The sequence below is a fragment of the Streptococcus sp. 29896 genome (assembly GCF_032594915.1).
Taxonomy (GTDB): Bacteria; Bacillota; Bacilli; order Lactobacillales; family Streptococcaceae; genus Streptococcus; species Streptococcus suivaginalis.
The window spans coordinates 1,608,578-1,627,184 of the sequence record NZ_CP118733.1 but is presented as its reverse complement, the minus strand read 5'-3'; the positions used below and the strand labels follow the sequence as shown (position 1 = coordinate 1,627,184).

The window sequence follows — 18,607 nt, the reverse complement described above, 5'->3', positions numbered from 1 at the left end:
TTGCTTTACATCAAAGAATGTGAGGCAATTACTACAAAGAAAGGAGACCAATGTTTACTTTAGAAAACATCAATCGTGGTCATGAGCAGTTTACAGGGCCTGATTTTCCCAAACTGATTGCCTATTTTATGGACTTGGCTATGGTGGAAAATACGGTGGATATCCAGTCTGGCCAGGTTATCTATCGCTCACAGACAGGGCAGACTCTGGAAAAGCAGGGCTATCAAGTGACGAAACCTGTTTCGGACCAAGCCAATCTGGACCAGTTTGTGACTATCTTACGCAATCATCAGGCTGGACAAACAGATTTTCCAACCTTCTGTCAGGAAACAGCAGAAGCAGGCATTTACAAGTGGGTCATCGACCTAGAAGCTATGACCTGTTCCTATCTGGACAAGGCAGAGCAGGCTGTTTTTGTGGAAACCATACCTAGTGTGGAGAACTAGCAATTTTGAAATATAATAGAAAGAAGGAAAAATATGTCAAAGAAACTTACATTTCAAGAGATTATCTTGACCTTACAACAATTTTGGAATGAGCAGGGGTGCTTGCTCATGCAGGCTTATGATACGGAAAAAGGGGCGGGTACCATGAGCCCATACACATTCTTGCGTGCTATCGGGCCTGAGCCTTGGAATGCGGCTTATGTGGAGCCTTCTCGTCGTCCTGCGGACGGTCGTTACGGGGAAAACCCAAACCGTCTCTATCAGCACCACCAATTCCAAGTGGTGATGAAACCGTCGCCTTCTAATATCCAAGAACTCTACTTGGAGTCTTTGGAGCGTTTGGGCATCAATCCTTTGGAACACGATATCCGTTTCGTTGAGGACAACTGGGAAAACCCGTCAACAGGTTCAGCAGGTCTGGGCTGGGAAGTTTGGTTGGACGGTATGGAAATCACGCAGTTTACCTACTTCCAACAAGTTGGTGGTTTGGCAACAGGTCCAGTCACAGCCGAAGTAACTTATGGTTTGGAGCGTTTGGCTTCTTATATTCAAGAAGTTGACTCCGTTTACGATATTGAGTGGGCAGACGGCGTTAAATACGGTGAAATTTTCATCCAGCCGGAATATGAGCATTCAAAATACTCCTTTGAAGTATCAGACCAGAATATGCTCCTTGAAAACTTTACTAAGTTTGAAAAAGAAGCAGAGCGGGCTTTGGAAGAGGGCTTGGTTCACCCAGCCTTTGACTATGTGCTCAAATGTTCTCATACCTTTAACCTACTAGATGCACGCGGTGCAGTGTCTGTAACCGAGCGTGCAGGTTACATTGCCCGTATCCGTAACCTTGCCCGTGTCGTTGCCAAAACCTTTGTGGCAGAGCGGAAGAAACTCGGCTTCCCACTTTTAGACGAAGCAACACGAGCAGAATTGTTGAAGGAGGACGCAGAATAATGACAAAGAATTTACTTGTTGAACTTGGCTTGGAAGAAATTCCTGCCTACATCGTAACCCCAGCCATGCACCAGTTGCGTGATCGCATGGCGACTTTTTTGACAGACAACCGTTTGGCTTTTGAGAACATCGATGTCTTTTCAACACCACGCCGTTTGGCTGTTCGTGTGCGTGGTTTGGCGGACCAGCAGACAGACCTGACCGAAGATTTCAAGGGTCCTGCTAAGAAGATTGCCTTGGATGCAGACGGGAACTTCACCAAGGCGGCAGAAGGATTTGTCCGTGGCAAAGGCTTGACGACTGCAGACATCGAATTCCGCGAGATCAAGGGTGAAGAGTATGTCTATGTGACCAAGCACGAAACTGGTCAGCCAGCTAAGGTAGTCTTGGCGGGCATTCCAGAGGTCTTGAAGGCTATGACCTTCCCTGTCAGCATGAACTGGGCGTCCAACAAATTCGCCTACATCCGTCCAGTCCACACCCTGACCGTTCTCTTGGACGACGAGGCACTGGATATGGATTTCTTGGACATTTCGTCAGCTCGCATCAGCCGTGGTCATCGTTTCCTTGGAAATGAAACCGAGATTGCAAGTGCAGATTCTTACGAGGCGGACTTGCGTGCACAGTTTGTCATTACAGACCCAGCAGAGCGTCAAAATATGATCGTCGAGCAAATCAAGGCGATCGAGGACAAACACAATGTGACGGTTGAGATTGATGAAGATCTGCTCAATGAAGTTCTCAATCTGGTCGAGTACCCAACTGCTTTCATGGGTTCCTTTGACACCAAGTACCTAGAAGTACCAGAAGAAGTCTTGGTCACTTCAATGAAAAACCACCAACGTTACTTCGTAGTGCGTGATAAGGCTGGCAAGCTCTTGCCAAACTTCATCTCTGTCCGTAACGGTAACGACCAGTACCTTGACAATGTCATCAAAGGAAATGAAAAAGTTTTGGTGGCTCGTCTGGAAGACGGTGAGTTCTTCTGGCGTGAGGACCAAAAACTCAAGATTGCCGACTTGGTAGAACGCCTCAAAGTCGTGACCTTCCATGAGAAAATCGGCTCACTTTACGAGCACATGGAACGCACTAAAGTCATCGCAGAAAAACTGGCTGACTTGGCTGGCTTGTCTGCGGATGAAAAAGCGGATGTGGCACGTGCAGCGGACATCTACAAGTTTGACCTCTTGACAGGTATGGTCGGTGAGTTTGATGAATTGCAAGGGATCATGGGTGAGAAGTATGCCCTTCTTGCTGGGGAAAAACCTGCGGTGGCAGCAGCTATCCGTGAGCACTATCTTCCTAACTCTGCAGAAGGCGAATTGCCTGAGAGCAAGGTCGGCGCGGTCTTGGCACTGGCTGACAAATTCGACACCCTTCTATCCTTCTTCTCTGTTGGCTTGATTCCTTCTGGCTCAAACGACCCTTACGCTCTTCGTCGTGCGACACAGGGTATCGTGCGGATTTTGGAAGCATTTGGCTGGGAAATTCCATTGGATCAGTTGATTGCGGAGCTCTATAGCTTGAACTTTGCTAGCTTGACCTATGACAATCAGCCAGCTGTGATGGACTTTATCCGGGCCCGTGTAGAGAAGATGATGGATAAGGCGATTCCGAAAGACATCCGTGAGGCTGTACTTGCCAGCTCAACCTTTGTGGTCAGACTACAACTGGCAGCCAGCTCTGCTATTTTCCAAAAATCAAAAGAGACTGACTACAAGGAAGCCGTGGAAAACTTGTCACGTGTCTTCAACTTGGCTGAAAAGGCGGAGGCGACAGTCATTGATGAGGCCCTCTTCGAAAACGACCAGGAAAAAGCCCTTTCTGATGCAGTGGCAGGCTTGGAGTTGACAGAAGACATGGCGGGCAACTTGGACAAGCTCTTTGCTCTTAGCCCAGTCATCGCGGCCTTCTTCGACAATACCATGGTCATGGCGGACGACGCAGCGGTCAAAGCCAACCGCTTGGCCCTCTTGAAAGCCTTGGCGGATAAGGCTTCCGCAGTGGCCGTCTTCAATCTCTTGAATAGTAAGTAGGAGGCAGACATGGAACAAGCAAAAATCGATCGTATCAATGAATTGGCTAAAAAGAAAAAAGCTGGTACCTTGACACCAGAGGAAAAAGTTGAACAGGCTCAGCTAAGAGAAGAATATATTGAGGGGTATCGTCGAGCAATCCGTCATCATATTGAGGGGATTAAACTGGTTGATGAAGACGGTAACGATGTGACGCCAGAGAAACTCCGTCAAGTCCAACGTGAAAAAGGCTTGCATGGCCGTAGTTTGGATGATCCCAATTCCTAAATTTACGTTGCTAAAAAAAACAAGTAAAAGACTAGGTTTTTGAACTGCCCCCAAAAAGTTGGACAAATAATTATTGAAAGGATTTAGTTCTGTATTGGACAGGACTAAGTCCTTTTAATTTTGCTTTTATTCGTTTGTTGTTGTAGTAAAAAATATAATCTGTAATAGCTTCTTCAAGCTCATCAAGTGATTGATAAGATGTCTCGAGTCCATAAAACATTTCAGATTTGAGAATGCCAAAGAAAGACTCCATCATCCCATTATCTGGGCTATTCCCTTTGCGGGACATGGATGGTCGAATGCCTTTGGTTTCCAAAAAGTAATGGTAAGACTGGTGCTGGTATTGCCAACCTTGATCGCTGTGGAGAATAGTCCCACTGTATAAATCTGCTGGAAAAGCCTTCGCAAGCATGGTTTGAACCTGTTTCAAGTCAGGTGACCGAGACAGGGTAAAATCAATAATCTCACTATTATAGCCGTCAAGAACAGGCGATAAGTAGAGTTTCCCTTCAGGCAAAGCAAACTCCGTCACATCGGTATAACATTTTTCATAAGGCTTAGATCCCTCAAACTGACGTTTAATCAGATTATCAGCCTTCTTACCCACCTCACCTTTGTAAGAAGCATACTTGCGCTTACGACGAATACGAGCCGCTAAGCCCATGACTGTCATCAAGCGCTGCACCTTTTTGTGGTTGATGAAGAAACCTCGATTTCTGAGTTCTAAATAAATCCGACGATAGCCGTAATTACCTTTATGGTCATCATAAATGGCTTGAATTTCAGCCTTAATGGCTTTGTTCTTGTCGGGTTTCTCCAGTTGCTTGACTTGATAATAATAAGTTGAGCGAGGCATTTTAGCTGTCGCAAGTAGGAGGTCTAGTCGGAATCCTCCTTGGACCATATCTCTAATTGTTTCTGCTGTTCGCGCACTAGTGTTTCGTCCCTCAAGCGAAGTTCTCTCAACTTTTTTAGGAAGGCCACCTCAGTTCGAAGACGTTCATTTTCCTCTTGAAGGCGCTCTAATTCCGTCATCTCTTCCCAGGTTTTCTTGCGTTTACGTCCCATCTTGCTCGGTCTCCCTCTTGGTTTTTCAAGAATAGTATACCCGTTTTTCTTGTATTGTGCTATCCAATTGGGAAGCATTCCTCGATTTGGCAAGGCATAATCAAGGGAAACTGAGAGTTGAGAGCACCCATGAATCAAGACCTTATCCATTATTTCTTGCTTTAATTCAGGTGAATAATACCTATTTTTACCTTTTTCAACGCTTTCCACGCCATATCGATCCATGAGTTTTATCATGTATGTGAGATTGGCAATAGTGACCTTGTATATCTGGCTAAGGTTGACCCACGACACGCCACTCTTTCTCAGCTCATATATTTCTAGTTTATCTTCATAACTTAATTTCATAAGAAAAACACCCCAATCGTTAGATTTTGTGTCTAACTTTTGGGGTGCAGTTCATTTCTAGTCTTTTTTTGATATACTATTAAAAAGGAGGTTTGCTATGAAGAAAGTATGGAATTGGTTGGTTATAGGTGTTTCTGTTCTGTGTGGTTTTGCGAGTTCCATGTATTCGACTTATGGGATGGCTCAGCTTTTACCAGAAAATGATTCCTTCTATGGACTGTGGGTGTTTGGTCTAGGTTATGTCTGGTTTCTAGGTACTTTTTACCTAACCCTCATTCTCCACGAATTAGGTCATGCCTTCTTTGGTTGGCTGACGGGTTTTGACTTGGTGGCGCTTGGCTTGGGCAATCGTTTGTTGGTCAAGACTGACCAAGGCTGGAAATGGAAGAAAACCGTGATTGTGCAGGGGGCAGCAGCTCAGTATATCGGAGTCAAAAGAGATGAGAATGACCCTCGGGCGATTCTGATGTTTGCAGGTGGCTTGATTGTCCATCTCAGTCTCATCCTTGTTTCTGTTTTGATTGGATTCTTGACAGGGCATTGGAGTCTGCCTCTATCGCAAATTCTCCTCAATCTAGCCTTGTTTGCACTCAATGCCAATCCTTCTGGAATGGTGGATGGTGCTAAGATGCAAGAGTTGCGTGCTCATCCAGACTATAGCCGATTGGTCTATCAAGCACTTAGACACACTTCTCAAGTCATGGTGGACCCAACTGCAGCGAATTTAAGTGATTTTGTCTTGGATCTGCCAATCTTGCCAGGGCATTTACCACAAACCCACTATCTAAACTGGACGGAGTTGCTGATTTTCAAAGGGGAGTATCAAGAAGCACGAGAGCGATTGGAGAAGTTGATAGCAAAATCGGACAATGATTATATGGTGAAGCTGGCAAAACTTGTACTGTTGGAAGTCTATATCTTACAAGGCTTGGAGGAAGAGGCTAGAGCATTAGGGCAGGACAAGCAGGTCAAGGCTCTGCTCAAGTACCCTATGGGAAATTACCAAGTCATCGCGGCTCTCTATCACCAGCGAATTACGAAAGATAGCAAAGCCTTGAAAAAATCTCTGGCTCAGGCTAAAAAAATGCTGCCCAACAGCCTGCTTTTGGCTGATGAGCAGGATTATTATAGCAAACTCTTGGCAGAGATTGAGTTGGAAAGTCAACTATTATAGTAAAATATTTGCGACCGATAACAATGATATGTTAAAATACACTTGTAAATAAATGTATATAAAGCTTTAGGAGGTTGGTCATGAAAAAACTGATGTACCCTTGTTGGTGCTTGCCTATGTTACAGTTGCTTATTTGTCGGTCTACCTCCTTCCTCACTATTATTCTGGTGCAATTAAAGGAGCGGCAGGAGCCAGTCTTGGAGCTAGTTTCAAACAGTTCGAGGAAGTGCAAGCTTGTCCTGACCAACCCTTGTTAGCCTATTTTAAGTGGGATAAGAAAAAGATAAGTAGTTTGTTATTGGTCCTTCTTGGAATCCTCCTTTTTGTCAGCCTTGTGCTGGAATTTAATTGGCAATATGGCATAGCTTTTGTAGTGGCGATCAGCTATGCTATGCTTTGGAATCTCCTTCATATCCAATTTTTACGGAAATATTATTTTGGGAGTGGGAAAGAACTCGACTAGTCTAAAAAAGAGTTCCCCTCACTTCCAAACAGTAGGTTCGGGCTAAAATAGTCCACTGGACTATTTTACTCCCACCCCCGTACAGCTCCAACTGTCTGGGGGACAGTTGGAGGTTGGAAATAAGGCGAACTCTGTTCGCATCAGTCGTAGAGGTCAGATTTGGAGTGTGAAACACGAACAAATCTGACAATCAACCACTGCGCTGAGATGTTGACACGAACTCTGAGAAGTGTGCTGGGCTTGAGCCCAGCGTTTTCTTTATATACTTTGTCCAGCTTTTAATTTTTTCATAAAAATGATAGAACTTGGAATGAGGACCAAGATGCTTCCGATCCAGGCGGCGGGGTTAGCGGCGGCGGTTCCATAGAAGCCGAAATACTGCATACCCAGAACGGCCACGATAGCACGGAAAATCAATTCTCCAAAACCAGCCAGCGTTGGAATCAAACCTTTACCCAGGCCTTGGATAAAACTCCGAAGGATAAAGAGGCTAGCCACAATCCAGTAGCAAGAGCCGTTAATGATGTAGTAAACCAGGGCCAAGTCCAGTACAGTTTGACTGGCATTTGGTAGAAAGAGGCCTGAGAAGAAGCGGTTGCCTAGGATCAGTAAGAGGGCAAAGAGGATGGACCAGGCGATGTTGAGAACTAGCGTTTTTCGGACACCTTCTCGAATCCTGTCATAGAGTTTGGCGCCATAGTTCTGGGCTGTAAAGGTGGAAATGGCAAGGCCAAGATTGACCATGGGTAACATGGCTAATTGGTCGGTGCGCAGGGCAATGGCCTGAGCAGCAATGGCGTCTGTTCCTAATTGGTTGACCATAATTTGCAGGGTGATTGCTCCAATGGCAATGATGCTGGCTTGAAAGCCCATGGGAAAACCAAGCTGGGCATGGTGTACCAAGTTCTCCCTATCTAAGGTCCAGTCGCTTTTGCTTAGATGAAAGTGTGGTACCTTGCGATAAATATAAGCCAGGAGGTAGAAAACAGAAAATGCCTGAGCAGTTATGGTCGCAAAGCCAGCTCCGAAGACGCCCCATTTCATGACAAGAATAAAGAAGAAATCCAGTCCAATGTTGATGAAAGAAGCAATGATCAAGGCCACCAAAGGAGTCCTGGAATTTCCAAGACTGCGAATGGCACTAGAGAGATAGTTATAGAAAACGGTGAAGGTTAAACCACCAAACATAGCCATTAAAAAGGCCTTGGAATGTGGGAAAATAGAAACTGGAACCTGCATCAGGTGCAAGATTGGATCCAAGAAAGTTAACGAGAGGCTGGTCAATAAGATGCTGACACAAGCGGCAAAGAAGAGACCGTGCAGGAAGGATTTTTTAACTCCTTTCCAGTCGCCAGCTCCATATCGTTGGGCTGTTACAATTGTTAAGCCGTTGGTTACCCCTTGGGCAAAACCGATAATTAAAAAAATCAAGCTAGCTGTGGATCCGACACTGGCAAAAGCATCCTTACCCAAGGTGTGGCCGACAATCATGGAATCAGCAAAGTTATAGGCTAGCTGAAAAAAACTTCCGATCAAGAGGGGAATGGCAAACTGGAGTATGACTCGTATGGGGTTGCCCTTGGTTAAATCGTTCATGTTATGGTTTCCTTTTCATCATCTCACAAAGACAGCCCATCTACTCAGAGGCAGATAGGCCAAATCTTACATTTTATTAGTGTATTCTTCAAAATGGTCAACGGTATTATTATCCGTTACAGCCATGATCAATTCGTCCTCGTTAAAGGTATAATCTGGTGTCAACTGGATATTCAATTCTTTTGTAAATCTACTGCGGTAGCCGATGATGTTCATCTTGTAGTTTTGACGGAGCTTCAACTGGGCCAAGGTTTTTCCAATCCATTTGGCAGGAGGTGGAAATTCGACGATTGTCACTTTGTCATCCAGTTCAATCAAATCAGTTGTGCCCTGATGGAGCAAATGTTTGGCAAGGGAGATCCCTGTTTCACGCTCAGGTGAAATCACCTTGTCGGCCCCGATTTTTAAAAGTACTTCTTTGGTTGTTTTGCTCTTCACCTTGGCAATGACCTTTGGCACGCCAAGTGATTTGCAGTGCAAAACAGCTAGGACACTCGATTCCAAATTATTTCCCGTTGCAACGACAACCGTATCACAGTTGTCAATGCCTGCAGCCCGCAAGAGTGTGCGGTCTGTGATGTCACCGACGATGCCGCGGGTTAGGATGGACTCCAGCTGGTTGATGCGTTGCTCGTGGTTATCTACGGCGATGATATTACAGTCATAATGGTGCAAGGTTTTAGCGATTGTAGTTCCAAAAACACCTAGACCAAGAATTCCAATCGTTTGTGTTGGCATGATTTCTCCTTTAGACAATCATAGATGATTTAGCGTAGTGTAGGCTCTCCTTCTTAGAAGGTTTGCGGGTGGATAGGCTGATTAGGATGGACATTGGACCGATACGGCCGAAGAACATAAGAGCCATAAGGATCAACTGACTAGCCTGGGTCAGATAGGGGGTCAAGTTGGCAGTGACCCCAACAGTTGCAAGGGCTGACATGACTTCAAACATGAGAAAGAGCAAAGGCTGGCGTGGGTCAGTGATCGTGATGGCCACCAGTCCAGCTAGAAAAACCATGATAAAGACACTAAAAGTAGCAAAAGCCTTGCGGATAGTCAGGGCATCGATAGTATGATCTTTGAAGTTGGTGTGCGGTAAGCCCATAATTTCGCTCCGAGCATAGAGCACTAGGGTCAAAAAGGCAGTAATCTTAATCCCACCTGCGGTACCACCAGGGGCACCCCCCAGCATCATTTGAAAGATGTAGAGCAAGAGAGTGACAGGCTCAGCCTTGGTATAGTCGATGCTGGCAAAACCTGCGGTTCTCATGGTAACCGTCTGGAAAAAGCTAGCCAAGACCTTGCTACCAAGAGGCAGATTACCAATGGTACCTGGATTGCTCCACTCTGTCAACAGAGTCAAGAGAGTACCACTTGCTAAAATGATAGCTGTCAAACTCAGCACAACCTTTGTATGAAAACGCAGTTTCCGAAGGCTCCGACGCTGGCCAATCTGCGTCTGAAAATCAAACCAGACAGAAAAACCAAGACCGCCCATAATAATCAGAGCAGCGATGGTCAAATTGACCAAGGGATTTTCAACATAATTGACAAGACTGGTCGCACCGAAGTTGTCAAAACCAGCATTACAAAAGGCAGAAACCGCCACAAAGGCTGCCGAGAAGAGCCCCTTTTCCCAGCCAAATTCAGGCACGAACTGGAAGGACAGGAGCAGGGCACCCAAGGCTTCCACCGCTAGGGTAAAGCCAAAGGCGGACTTGATGAAACTCCTGAAATGCTTGGTATCCGACCGAGTGAGAGCCTCCTGCAAGGTTGCCATATTGATGAAGCTGAGTTTGCGACCGCCCCTCAAAGCAAAGAGTCCGATAAAACCAATCAAACTCAGCCCACCGATTTGAATCAGCAACATACAGATAATCTGACCAAAGGTTGAATAGGTTTCAGAGACAGGGACGGTAAAGAGCCCGGTCACACAGACCATGGACACAGCTGTAAAGAGATTGTCCCAGTATGTGGCTGATGAAGTTGGCAGCTGCGAGAACGGCAAGTGCAATAAAAGAGAGCCTGTCAAGATGACCATGAAAAAGCTCATGACGATCCGTTGGCCAGGCGAAAGTTTTATCCTAAAAAAAGACATAAGTCCCCTTCTTTTTCATCAAAAATAAAAATATGACAACATTGTAGCACAAAATTGAAAAAAAGAAAGGAATAAGGAGGTTTTTAATGAAAAAAACGTATTCAGGGGCACTTGCATTCTGAGTTGTTTTGGGATAAGCTAGAATGAGAAAGAGAGTGTGCTCCTATGAAACCAGTTTTATGTGTCTTACTTAGTATGTTGATTTTGCTAACAGGCTGTCAGACCCTTCCAGATAACACCAGTCAGGATGGTGCGACGACTCAAGCCTCCTCAACAGTCCTGTCTGATAATTACTATCTATCCAACCTAGTCGGGCAGACAGATCAACAAATCGTCGAAACAGATTTGGAATCAGCTCTGTCTCACAGCAATGTTAACCAATTCTTTCAGGCTGTCAATGATTACAACCAGACCATCCAACAAACTAGCCTATTGGCGGAGTTTTCACAGACAAGCCTACCTCAATATGACCTCGTAAAGATTGATGAGCTGTGGCAAGCAGCCAAGGGGGATTTTATTGGGACAAACTGCCGTATCAATACTTTTACCTTGCTAAAAGACCAATTACAAATCCCAGATTCTGAAGGCGATGAATCGCTCCTGTTTTTAGATTTAGAAGCAATCGAAACAGGGCAATTGATGACAGAGGAGGAGCGGAAACGATTTGTCTATCTATTTGGACGAATTGAAACAGAGGCAACTAAAGATGTGGCTGTACATGCTGCAAAAATGAAAGAACATCTTTCAACAATCACCTTCTCGAGCGCTGCCAAGATGCTTTCAGTTGTTTATCATGATGACTTAGATGGTCATGGCCTTTTTATTGGACATGTTGGGGTTATGCTGGAAAGCTCAAGGGGAGTACTATTTGTAGAAAAACTATCCTTTCAAGAACCCTACCAAGCTATTTATTTTTCATCTAAAGATCAAGTGTACGACTACTTGTTGAAAAAGTATGCACTTGACTATGGTCAAGAAACAGCACCTGCTTTTATTATGGAAAATGATCAGTTTGTTCAGTCAGCACAATAAAAATAAGCACCCCTTGCGTTAGGGGTGCTTATTTCCATGTTCTTAGAATTTGTTGGTGGTAATGGCGGAGCGGAGGTACTTTTTCCAAAAGATAGGTCGCAGCCAGCCCAACTAAAAAACCAGATAAGATTCCTGTCACAGCCAGGAGAGGGAGATAGTTTAGGACCAGCAAAGAACGGGCAAAAAATGCAAAGACCAAGAGCTGGCCAAAGTTGTGCAACATACCACCTAGAATAGAAATACCAATCGGACTGACACGCTTAGGCCCAAGCTGTTTAGCGGACAACATAGCAAGGTAACTCAAGCAAGTCCCAGACAAACCGTAGAGAAAGGTTGAAAAAGTCCCGCCTAAAAAGGTCGAAATGAGGAGGCGAAGAAAGACCACTTTGATACTATCCTTGGCTGGTAATGTAAAAATTGCAATCAAACTAATGAGGTTTCCCAGACCGAGCTTGGCGCCAGGTGCAAAAGAAAAAGGTGTTGGGATAAACCGCTCGATAAATGATATGACCACAGCTTGGGCAGCCAGCATGGTGATAAAAATTAAACGTTGTTGCTTATTGTCCAAGTGTAGCCTCCTTTTGCAAATCTTAGTTCTATTTTACTGATTTTAGAATTGGTTTTCAAGAGGGAACTATTACTAGTTATTGAAAAAAAGACTTGTTAAACAAGAACTAAAAGAGTATAATAACATCATGGAATACGTTGAAAGATTCACAAGGAGGAAAGGATCGTGACAAAAAACATTGTAATTGTCGGGGCTGGATATGCCGGAATCGCTGCCGCCCGATTGCTAGGGAAGACCTTCAAGAAGAACTCGGATATTCGAGTTATCTTGATTGACAAAAATTCCTTCCATACCTACATGACGGAGCTGCATGAGGTGGCAGCAGGGCGTGTGGAGGCCAATGCTATCAAGTATGATTTACAGCGGATTTTCAAGAAATATCCAAAGGTAGAGTTGGTTACTGACAAGGTTGTAGAGATTGACTACGACAAGAAAGAAGTTGTCGCGGAGCACCAAACCATCTCATTTGACTACCTCTTGCTTGCCATGGGAGGCGAGGCTAACGACTTTGGTGTCAAGGGTGTCAAAGAAAATGGTTTTACCCTTTGGTCTATCGAGGCAGCCGAACGCTTACACGACCACATCATCGATGCCTGTTATCAGGCTATGCGGGAGCACGATGAGGCAAGACGCCGGGCTCTTTTGACCTTTACCGTTATCGGTGCTGGCTTTACAGGGATTGAGATGGTTGGAGAACTGATTGACTGGGTGCCTGTCTTGGCGCGCGAGTTTAAACTGGATCCAAAAGAATTCTCCCTCAAGGTCGTGGAAGCCACGCCAAAGATCTTGGCTATGGTGACAGAAAAAGAGCAGGTCAAGGCCAAGAAATACTTGGAGAAAAAAGGCGTTGAACTGGTGCTGGGTGACGGAGTTGCAAGTGTGGAGAAGGATAGCCTGACCCTAGCCTCAGGTCGCCAGATTCCAACCCATACATCCATTTGGACAGCAGGTGTTCAGGCCAATACAGATGCCAGTGATTTCGGTATTGAAAAAGGCAGAGCAGGCCGCTTGATTGCCAATCAGTACATGGAAGCCAAGGGTAAGGAACATGTCTATGTAGCTGGGGATTTGGTTTACTATGAGGATCCTAACCAAGAAGGTAAACCAACACCGCAGATTGTCCAAGCTGCAGAGCAAACAGGTCATACGGCAGCCAGCAACATCATCGCTTCCATTCAAGGCGGACAAAAACACAGCTACAAAGGGAAATACGACGGTTTCATGGTCTCCATAGGTGCTCGCTACGGCGTTGCCTTCCTCATGGACAAATACCATATGTCAGGCTTCTTTGCCATGGCTATGAAGCACATGGTCAATCTTTTGTACTTCTTTACGATCCGAAGTTTCTTCTACATGGGAGCCTATGTCCGCCATGAATTCTTCGAGATTAAAAATAAACGGAATATCTTTGGGGGGCATACTTCAAGCAAGGGGAACCTGCTCTGGTCTGTTCCGCTCCGAGTTTTCTACGGTTCAGTCTGGCTCTATGAAGGGGTGAAAAAAGCCTTTGGTCTATTTGGGACAACCTCCTGGATGGGAGACCAGGTTGTCTTCCCATTCCCGTGGTTGGCTGATCCTGTTTCAGGTGCATCAGCGGCGGAAGCGACCTCGGGAGCTTCTCAGGCGGTGGCTGAAGTGGCAGAGCCAATCTTTGGATTGAGTTATGCTTACGGAGAGACCCCGATGACGGTCCTTGACTCCATGCCAGACTGGTTTGCTTCCATCATGGAATTTATGATGCCCAATCAGGAAGTTGCGCTCTTTATGCAGAAATTCATGACTCTAGCAGAGATTGCCATTGGATTGGCCTTGATTGCGGGAGCTTTTGTTTGGATTGTATCTGCAGCAACAGCAGCCTTGGTGGTTATGTTCAGTTTGTCTGGCATGTTTTACTGGGTCAACATTTGGTTCATCCCAGTAGCCGTTGCGCTGATGAATGGAGCAGGGCGTTCCTTCGGTTTGGATTATTGGATCATGCCGTGGTTGGGTCGCTTTATTGACAAACGAATATACGGTAGGCCAAAGCATCTCTACCGATTAAAACAATAAAAGAGTAAGTGAGGAAACGAGTGGTTCATCAGATTTGGGACGCCGATCTAGAAATGAAACTGGCACTGGAGAAGGTGAAAGCTATCATCTTGACAGAACAGCTACACCTTCACCCAGCCATTGACAAAAAGATTCACGAATACGTTCAAGCACCTGGGAAATACTTGAGGGCAGGCTTATGTCTGCACTTTGCTCGACTAGTGGATGGTGCTATTAGCCCAGCAAAACTGTATTTTGCTGCCCATATAGAGACCTTGCATCTGGCAACTCTGATGCATGATGATGTCATTGATGGGGCAGAAAAACGCCGTGGTATTCTTGTTGCCCACCAGACCTTTTCCAATCGGATTGCCATCTATACTGGAGATTACCTCTTGGCATTTTCAGGGCGGCTCTTAGTCAAGGGGCTAGAAGAGTTAGGTTTGCAGGAGAAAGACAAAGAAAAGGTAAATGATCGCCTTTTGGAATACCTCTTGCGGGGAGAATTGGCACAGCTGATGAATCAATACAATACGGACATGACCCTCAAGGCCTATCTCAAACAAATTCAAGGGAAAACTGCCCTCTTGTTTGGGCTAGCTTGTCAACTGGGGGCCTATCAAAAGGACCAGCCAGCAGGCAAGTACCGAGCAGCCTTCCGATTTGGCAGATCCCTTGGGATGGGGTTTCAGATTCGTGATGACAGGATTGACTACCAGAAGGATGGTCGGAATTCAGGCAAGCCAGGGCTACAAGATATCGCAAATGGTATCTACACAGCTCCCTTGCTCTTTGCCTTGCAGGAAGATTCCAGTCTGCGTACGGACCTGCTCTTACTTGCTCAAGAACCTGAAAATACTGACTTGATTCAGTTGATTTATCAAAAGGTCTTGGTAAGTTCGGGCTTTGAAAAAGCTGCGCAGCTAATGAAGGCATATGAAAAAAAAGCCCAAAAGGAGTTGGAACATTTTCCTCCCTCCACTAATCGAACCCATTTAGAAGGCATCCTTGAGACGATTTTCAAGGGGTAAAACCAAGTCAATCCATGTTTGAATAGTCAAAGATTTTATAAAAAAGATGGACAATTTATCTGAAAAAGTATATCATTATAACATAAATCAACAAAAAATAAAAAGGAGTCCTTTGTTATGAAAACAGGAAAAACAATCTTAAAAGGGGTGGCACTTTTCGCAGCAACCTTAGCACTTGCCGCTTGCGGTTCAACAACTGAAGAAACAACTGCATCAAGCTCAGAAGCAGCGACAACTGCATCTTCTTCTACAACTGAAACAGCAGCATGGAAAGATGGTACCTATACAGCTGAATCTGCAGCAGATGACTATGGTTATAAAATCGTTCACACCATCACCATCAAAGATGGTAAAATTACAGAATCAAACTTTGACTACCAAGCAGAAGATGGTAGCTTGAAGTCTGAAAATGAAGAATACAATACAAAAATGAAAGAAAAATCAGGCGTTTCAGCTGCTGAAGCTCTTGAAAAATTGAACGCAGCCTTGGTTGAAACCCAGTCTGCTGACGTTGAAGTGGTTTCTGGTGCAACCCATACCTCTGAAGATTTTGTGAAGAGCACTACAGCTCTCCTCGCAGCAGCGGCAGAAGGAAAAACAGAAACGATTCAGTTAGACTAATCTGTTGAAGTCAGATAAGGCACGGTAGTCAAGGCTACTGTGCTTTCTTTTTTAAGGCAGAGATTTCCAGAAAAATATGTTAAGATAGACAAAAGGACGGTAGTTTAGATGAAAAAATATTGGAGATTTGCCTTAGTGGTTTGTTTGGTCGGTTTTGGCCTCCTCTTGACAGCATGTGGACAAGCCCAATCAAGCAGCCAGTTAGCCGTAGAAAAGACTCCTCTGACACGGAGTGAAAGTCTTTTGCACACAGTGGTCCAGTTGAGTATTTACCATTCTGGTCAAGAAGAAACCATGGATCAGGCCATCGCTTACATAAAAGAGATGGAAGAGTTATTGTCGACCAACATAGAAGGGTCGGATATTTACAGGATCAATCAGGCAGCTGGTCAAGAAGCTGTCCAAGTGGATGAGCGGACCTTTGAAATTATAGAAAAGGCTGTTGAGATGAGCCGAGCAAGTCAGGGGTTGTTTGATATTTCCATCGGTGCGGTCAGCAATCTCTGGCAGATTGGTTCGGACCAGGCACGAAAACCTGAGCAAGCAGAAATTGATGCGGCCTTAACCCATATTGATTACACAGCCATCCAGCTTGATAAGGAGAAACAGACCGTTTTCCTTGAAGAGGGTATGGCCTTGGAGCTAGGGGCGATTTCAAAGGGCTATATTGCGGATCAGGTTCAGGAATTGTTTGCCAGCAATGGGATTACAACAGCTGTCATCAACCTCGGTGGCAACGTGGTAGTTATGGGAACCTCTCCAAATAGTGACCAAGGCTGGAATGTTGGGGTTCAGGATCCAGATGAAATCAGAGGAGCAACGGTCGGTTCTGTTCGTGTGATAGATGGCTCTGTGGTGACCTCTGGGATTTACGAACGCTACTTGGAAGTAGATGGTGTACGTTACCATCACATCCTTAATCCCCAAACGGGCTACCCAGTAGAAAACTCCATTTCAGGAGTGACCGTTTTTTCTGAGACTTCGGTTAAAGGAGATGCCTTATCGACCAGTCTCTTCTTGATGGGGATTGAAGAGGGCTTGGCCTTTGTCAATGCTCTAGATGGTGTCGAGGCTGTTTTTATCGACAAGGAACATGGTGTTTACCTAAGTGATGGCTTGACCAATCGCTTCGTTTTAAGCAATGAGGAGTATCATCTTGTTGAAGAAGCAAAATAGAAGGCTCAGCCTTCCACAATTTTTAGAATTTGTCGAAATTAAAACCAAGGTTGCCAGTGTCTTTCCCATGGTGCTGGGAATTCTTTGGTCTGTCTATCGTTACCAAACCTTTAATTGGCTGACCACTGCCCTGTTCGTATTGGCTGTCCTGACCTTTGACATGTGCACGACAGCCATCAACAATACCATGGATTTTTATAAGGCTAAGGATAAAAACTACCAGACAGAGGAAAATGTTATCGGCAAACATGAATTGGATTTTGGCCTGATGGTGCAGATTATCTTTTTCTTGCTCTTTTGGTCCATCCTCTTTTCTCTCATTTTAGTCTGGCAGACCAACTGGCTCTTGTTGCCAATGGGGGTCCTGTGTTTTCTGATTGGCATTTTTTACACCTTTGGTCCCATTCCATTATCACGGATGCCTTTGGGCGAAGTATTTTCTGGAGTGACCATGGGATTTGGTATCTTTTTTCTAGCCGTTTTTGTTCAAAATCCCAGCCAATTGGTGGTTAGTCATTTTCTCGGCCAGTGGATGACCTTGCAGTTTTCTTGGTTTAAGGTCTTGGAGCTCATCTTTATGAGTCTGCCTTTGGTTTGCTTGATTGCCAATATCATGTTGGCCAATAATATCTGCGATTTGGAGACAGACATTCGCAACCATCGCTATACTTTGGTTTATTATCTGGGGAAGGGTGTCAGCTTGAGACTTTACTTTTTCCTCTGGTTCTTGTCCTGGATGCTGTGGTTACTCTTTGTAGGGACAGGTATGCTTCCGGTCTGGGCCTTGCTAGGACTGGTCGCCCTAGTACCTTCGTTTCAATTTTTGAAACGCTTTTTAAAGAAACCAGTTAAGAGCCAAACGTTTATTGAAGCTGTGAAAAGTTTCATTCTCTATTCCTTGGTTTATCTCTTGGTATTACTGGTGGCAATCTTTGTAAAATAATACTCTTCGAAAATCAAAATCAGACGTTGTTGACTTGATTTGATGAACTTCAGTTCTATCTGCATCTGCGTCGCCTAGTCTGTTTTTGATTTTCATTGAGTATAAAAAACGAAATGATTTAGTATAAAGTAAAACGCATAAAATCAAGCTGGTTGAAGCAGGATCTTATGCGTTTTTTGTTGGATGAGACAGCTTTGGGAAGCCGTGTTTTAAAGGGGTAAAATTAGCTGATCTTCTTCCTCATTTGGTGATTGAGATTGTATTTCAATCATGAGATTGTGAGGTAGGCAGACAGAGAGTTCTCCAGGTTGACTGATCCAGCTAGTTCGAACCGCGATTTGGTCGGGGCTATTATCTTCCTTAACTCGGATGCGTTCACCATCCACTTCGATGATATTGTACTGTCCGTCATTGGGGTAGTAGGTGACTTCCTGGTGGGGAGTATCTTTTGATAATTCGAACTGGTCAACCACTTGGCCATTGATACGGACATAGGCAATAATACTTGCTTGGTCCGTTTTTGCAGCTAGGTGTGAGTAGGTCAAAATAGCTGGCAGAATCGATAGCAGTAGGGCGAGTCCGATAAACACGTAATCAAAGGGTTTGAGTTGTTTAAGAATTGATTTGACTGTCATATATCCTCTATTGTATAGAAAAAATACGACTTTGTAAATCGTGGTTGGATGCTATTTTTTTCAAGTGGGAAGGGCGAAAAAACTGAATAAGCAGAGAACCATTAGAAATTGCAGGATGTTGACCTG

18 protein-coding genes are annotated in these 18,607 nt (G+C 44.8%); 12 read left to right on the top strand and 6 right to left on the bottom strand.

The features are described 5' to 3' along the window. Positions 1–50: 50 nt before the first annotated feature. Genes PXH68_RS07470 through PXH68_RS07455 form a run of 4 tightly spaced genes read left to right on the top strand, consistent with a single transcriptional unit; the run spans position 51 to position 3,700 of the window. The gene (locus tag PXH68_RS07470; protein ID WP_248027610.1) at positions 51–446 is read left to right on the top strand and encodes a DUF1398 domain-containing protein; all 396 of its coding nucleotides are present in this window, start codon (positions 51–53) and stop codon (positions 444–446) included. 33 nt (positions 447–479) lie between these two features. Next, the gene (gene glyQ, locus PXH68_RS07465) at positions 480–1,397 is read left to right on the top strand and encodes a glycine--tRNA ligase subunit alpha (protein WP_248027608.1); all 918 of its coding nucleotides are present in this window, start codon (positions 480–482) and stop codon (positions 1,395–1,397) included. Next, on the top strand, positions 1,397–3,433 hold the full coding sequence (glyS, locus tag PXH68_RS07460) for a glycine--tRNA ligase subunit beta (protein ID WP_248027606.1): 2,037 nt from the start codon (positions 1,397–1,399) through the stop codon (positions 3,431–3,433). The genes glyQ and glyS overlap by 1 nt, the downstream gene beginning before the upstream one ends. A 9-nt stretch (positions 3,434–3,442) precedes the next feature. Further along, the gene (locus tag PXH68_RS07455) at positions 3,443–3,700 is read left to right on the top strand and encodes a DUF896 family protein (protein WP_002942632.1); all 258 of its coding nucleotides are present in this window, start codon (positions 3,443–3,445) and stop codon (positions 3,698–3,700) included. A gap of 70 nt (positions 3,701–3,770) precedes the next feature. Here PXH68_RS07455 and PXH68_RS07450 read toward each other — a convergent pair. Continuing rightward, positions 3,771–5,116, bottom strand: a protein-coding gene (locus PXH68_RS07450; protein WP_316715577.1) for an IS3 family transposase whose coding sequence is annotated in 2 segments (ribosomal slippage) — positions 3,771–4,675 and positions 4,675–5,116 — 1,347 coding nt in all. Because the reading frame shifts where the segments join, the coding sequence is not laid out codon by codon here. Positions 5,117–5,213: 97 nt separating this feature from the next. On the opposite strand from PXH68_RS07450, the gene PXH68_RS07445 reads away from it, so the two are divergent. Beyond that, the gene (locus PXH68_RS07445; protein ID WP_248028631.1) at positions 5,214–6,290 is read left to right on the top strand and encodes a site-2 protease family protein; all 1,077 of its coding nucleotides are present in this window, start codon (positions 5,214–5,216) and stop codon (positions 6,288–6,290) included. A gap of 106 nt (positions 6,291–6,396) precedes the next feature. Next, positions 6,397–6,753, top strand: coding sequence for a hypothetical protein (locus PXH68_RS07440; protein WP_248028630.1), 357 nt, complete (start codon positions 6,397–6,399; stop codon positions 6,751–6,753). Between the two features lie 258 nt (positions 6,754–7,011). Here the strand turns inward: PXH68_RS07440 and PXH68_RS07435 are convergent, their stop codons facing one another. From PXH68_RS07435 to PXH68_RS07425, 3 genes are all read right to left on the bottom strand, one after another. Next, the gene (locus PXH68_RS07435) at positions 7,012–8,349 is read right to left on the bottom strand and encodes an MATE family efflux transporter (RefSeq protein ID WP_248028629.1); all 1,338 of its coding nucleotides are present in this window, start codon (positions 8,347–8,349) and stop codon (positions 7,012–7,014) included. A gap of 66 nt (positions 8,350–8,415) precedes the next feature. Next, on the bottom strand, positions 8,416–9,087 hold the full coding sequence (locus PXH68_RS07430; protein ID WP_158456808.1) for a potassium channel family protein: 672 nt from the start codon (positions 9,085–9,087) through the stop codon (positions 8,416–8,418). A gap of 10 nt (positions 9,088–9,097) precedes the next feature. Beyond that, the gene (locus PXH68_RS07425; protein WP_248028628.1) at positions 9,098–10,447 is read right to left on the bottom strand and encodes a TrkH family potassium uptake protein; all 1,350 of its coding nucleotides are present in this window, start codon (positions 10,445–10,447) and stop codon (positions 9,098–9,100) included. A 165-nt stretch (positions 10,448–10,612) separates the two neighbouring features. Here PXH68_RS07425 and PXH68_RS07420 point away from each other — a divergent pair, with 165 nt between their 5' ends. Then, the gene (locus PXH68_RS07420; protein WP_248028627.1) at positions 10,613–11,479 is read left to right on the top strand and encodes a DUF4300 family protein; all 867 of its coding nucleotides are present in this window, start codon (positions 10,613–10,615) and stop codon (positions 11,477–11,479) included. Positions 11,480–11,507: 28 nt separating this feature from the next. Here the strand turns inward: PXH68_RS07420 and PXH68_RS07415 are convergent, their stop codons facing one another. Beyond that, positions 11,508–12,011, bottom strand: coding sequence for a Gx transporter family protein (locus tag PXH68_RS07415; RefSeq protein WP_398582978.1), 504 nt, complete (start codon positions 12,009–12,011; stop codon positions 11,508–11,510). Positions 12,012–12,212: 201 nt separating this feature from the next. Between PXH68_RS07415 and PXH68_RS07410 the strand changes: the two genes are divergently transcribed. The 5 genes from PXH68_RS07410 (at position 12,213) to menA (ending at position 17,846) form a co-directional block, all read left to right on the top strand. Then, a complete protein-coding gene (locus PXH68_RS07410) occupies positions 12,213–14,096 on the top strand; it encodes an FAD-dependent oxidoreductase (protein WP_248028625.1) in 1,884 nt (627 codons plus the stop codon). Positions 14,097–14,116: 20 nt separating this feature from the next. Then, entirely contained in the window at positions 14,117–15,106 is a 990-nt protein-coding gene (locus tag PXH68_RS07405) for a polyprenyl synthetase family protein (RefSeq protein WP_248028624.1), read from the top strand. Between the two features lie 117 nt (positions 15,107–15,223). Continuing rightward, on the top strand, positions 15,224–15,727 hold the full coding sequence (locus PXH68_RS07400) for an FMN-binding protein (protein WP_248028623.1): 504 nt from the start codon (positions 15,224–15,226) through the stop codon (positions 15,725–15,727). Positions 15,728–15,835: 108 nt separating this feature from the next. Further along, the gene (locus PXH68_RS07395) at positions 15,836–16,903 is read left to right on the top strand and encodes an FAD:protein FMN transferase (RefSeq protein WP_248028622.1); all 1,068 of its coding nucleotides are present in this window, start codon (positions 15,836–15,838) and stop codon (positions 16,901–16,903) included. After that, complete coding sequence (menA, locus tag PXH68_RS07390) at positions 16,869–17,846, top strand: 1,4-dihydroxy-2-naphthoate polyprenyltransferase (protein ID WP_398582961.1); 978 nt, start codon at positions 16,869–16,871, stop codon at positions 17,844–17,846. The genes PXH68_RS07395 and menA overlap by 35 nt, the downstream gene beginning before the upstream one ends. Positions 17,847–18,055: 209 nt before the next feature. Here the strand turns inward: menA and PXH68_RS07385 are convergent, their stop codons facing one another. Then, positions 18,056–18,481, bottom strand: coding sequence for a NusG domain II-containing protein (locus PXH68_RS07385; RefSeq protein WP_158456788.1), 426 nt, complete (start codon positions 18,479–18,481; stop codon positions 18,056–18,058). Positions 18,482–18,607 lie beyond the last annotated feature (126 nt).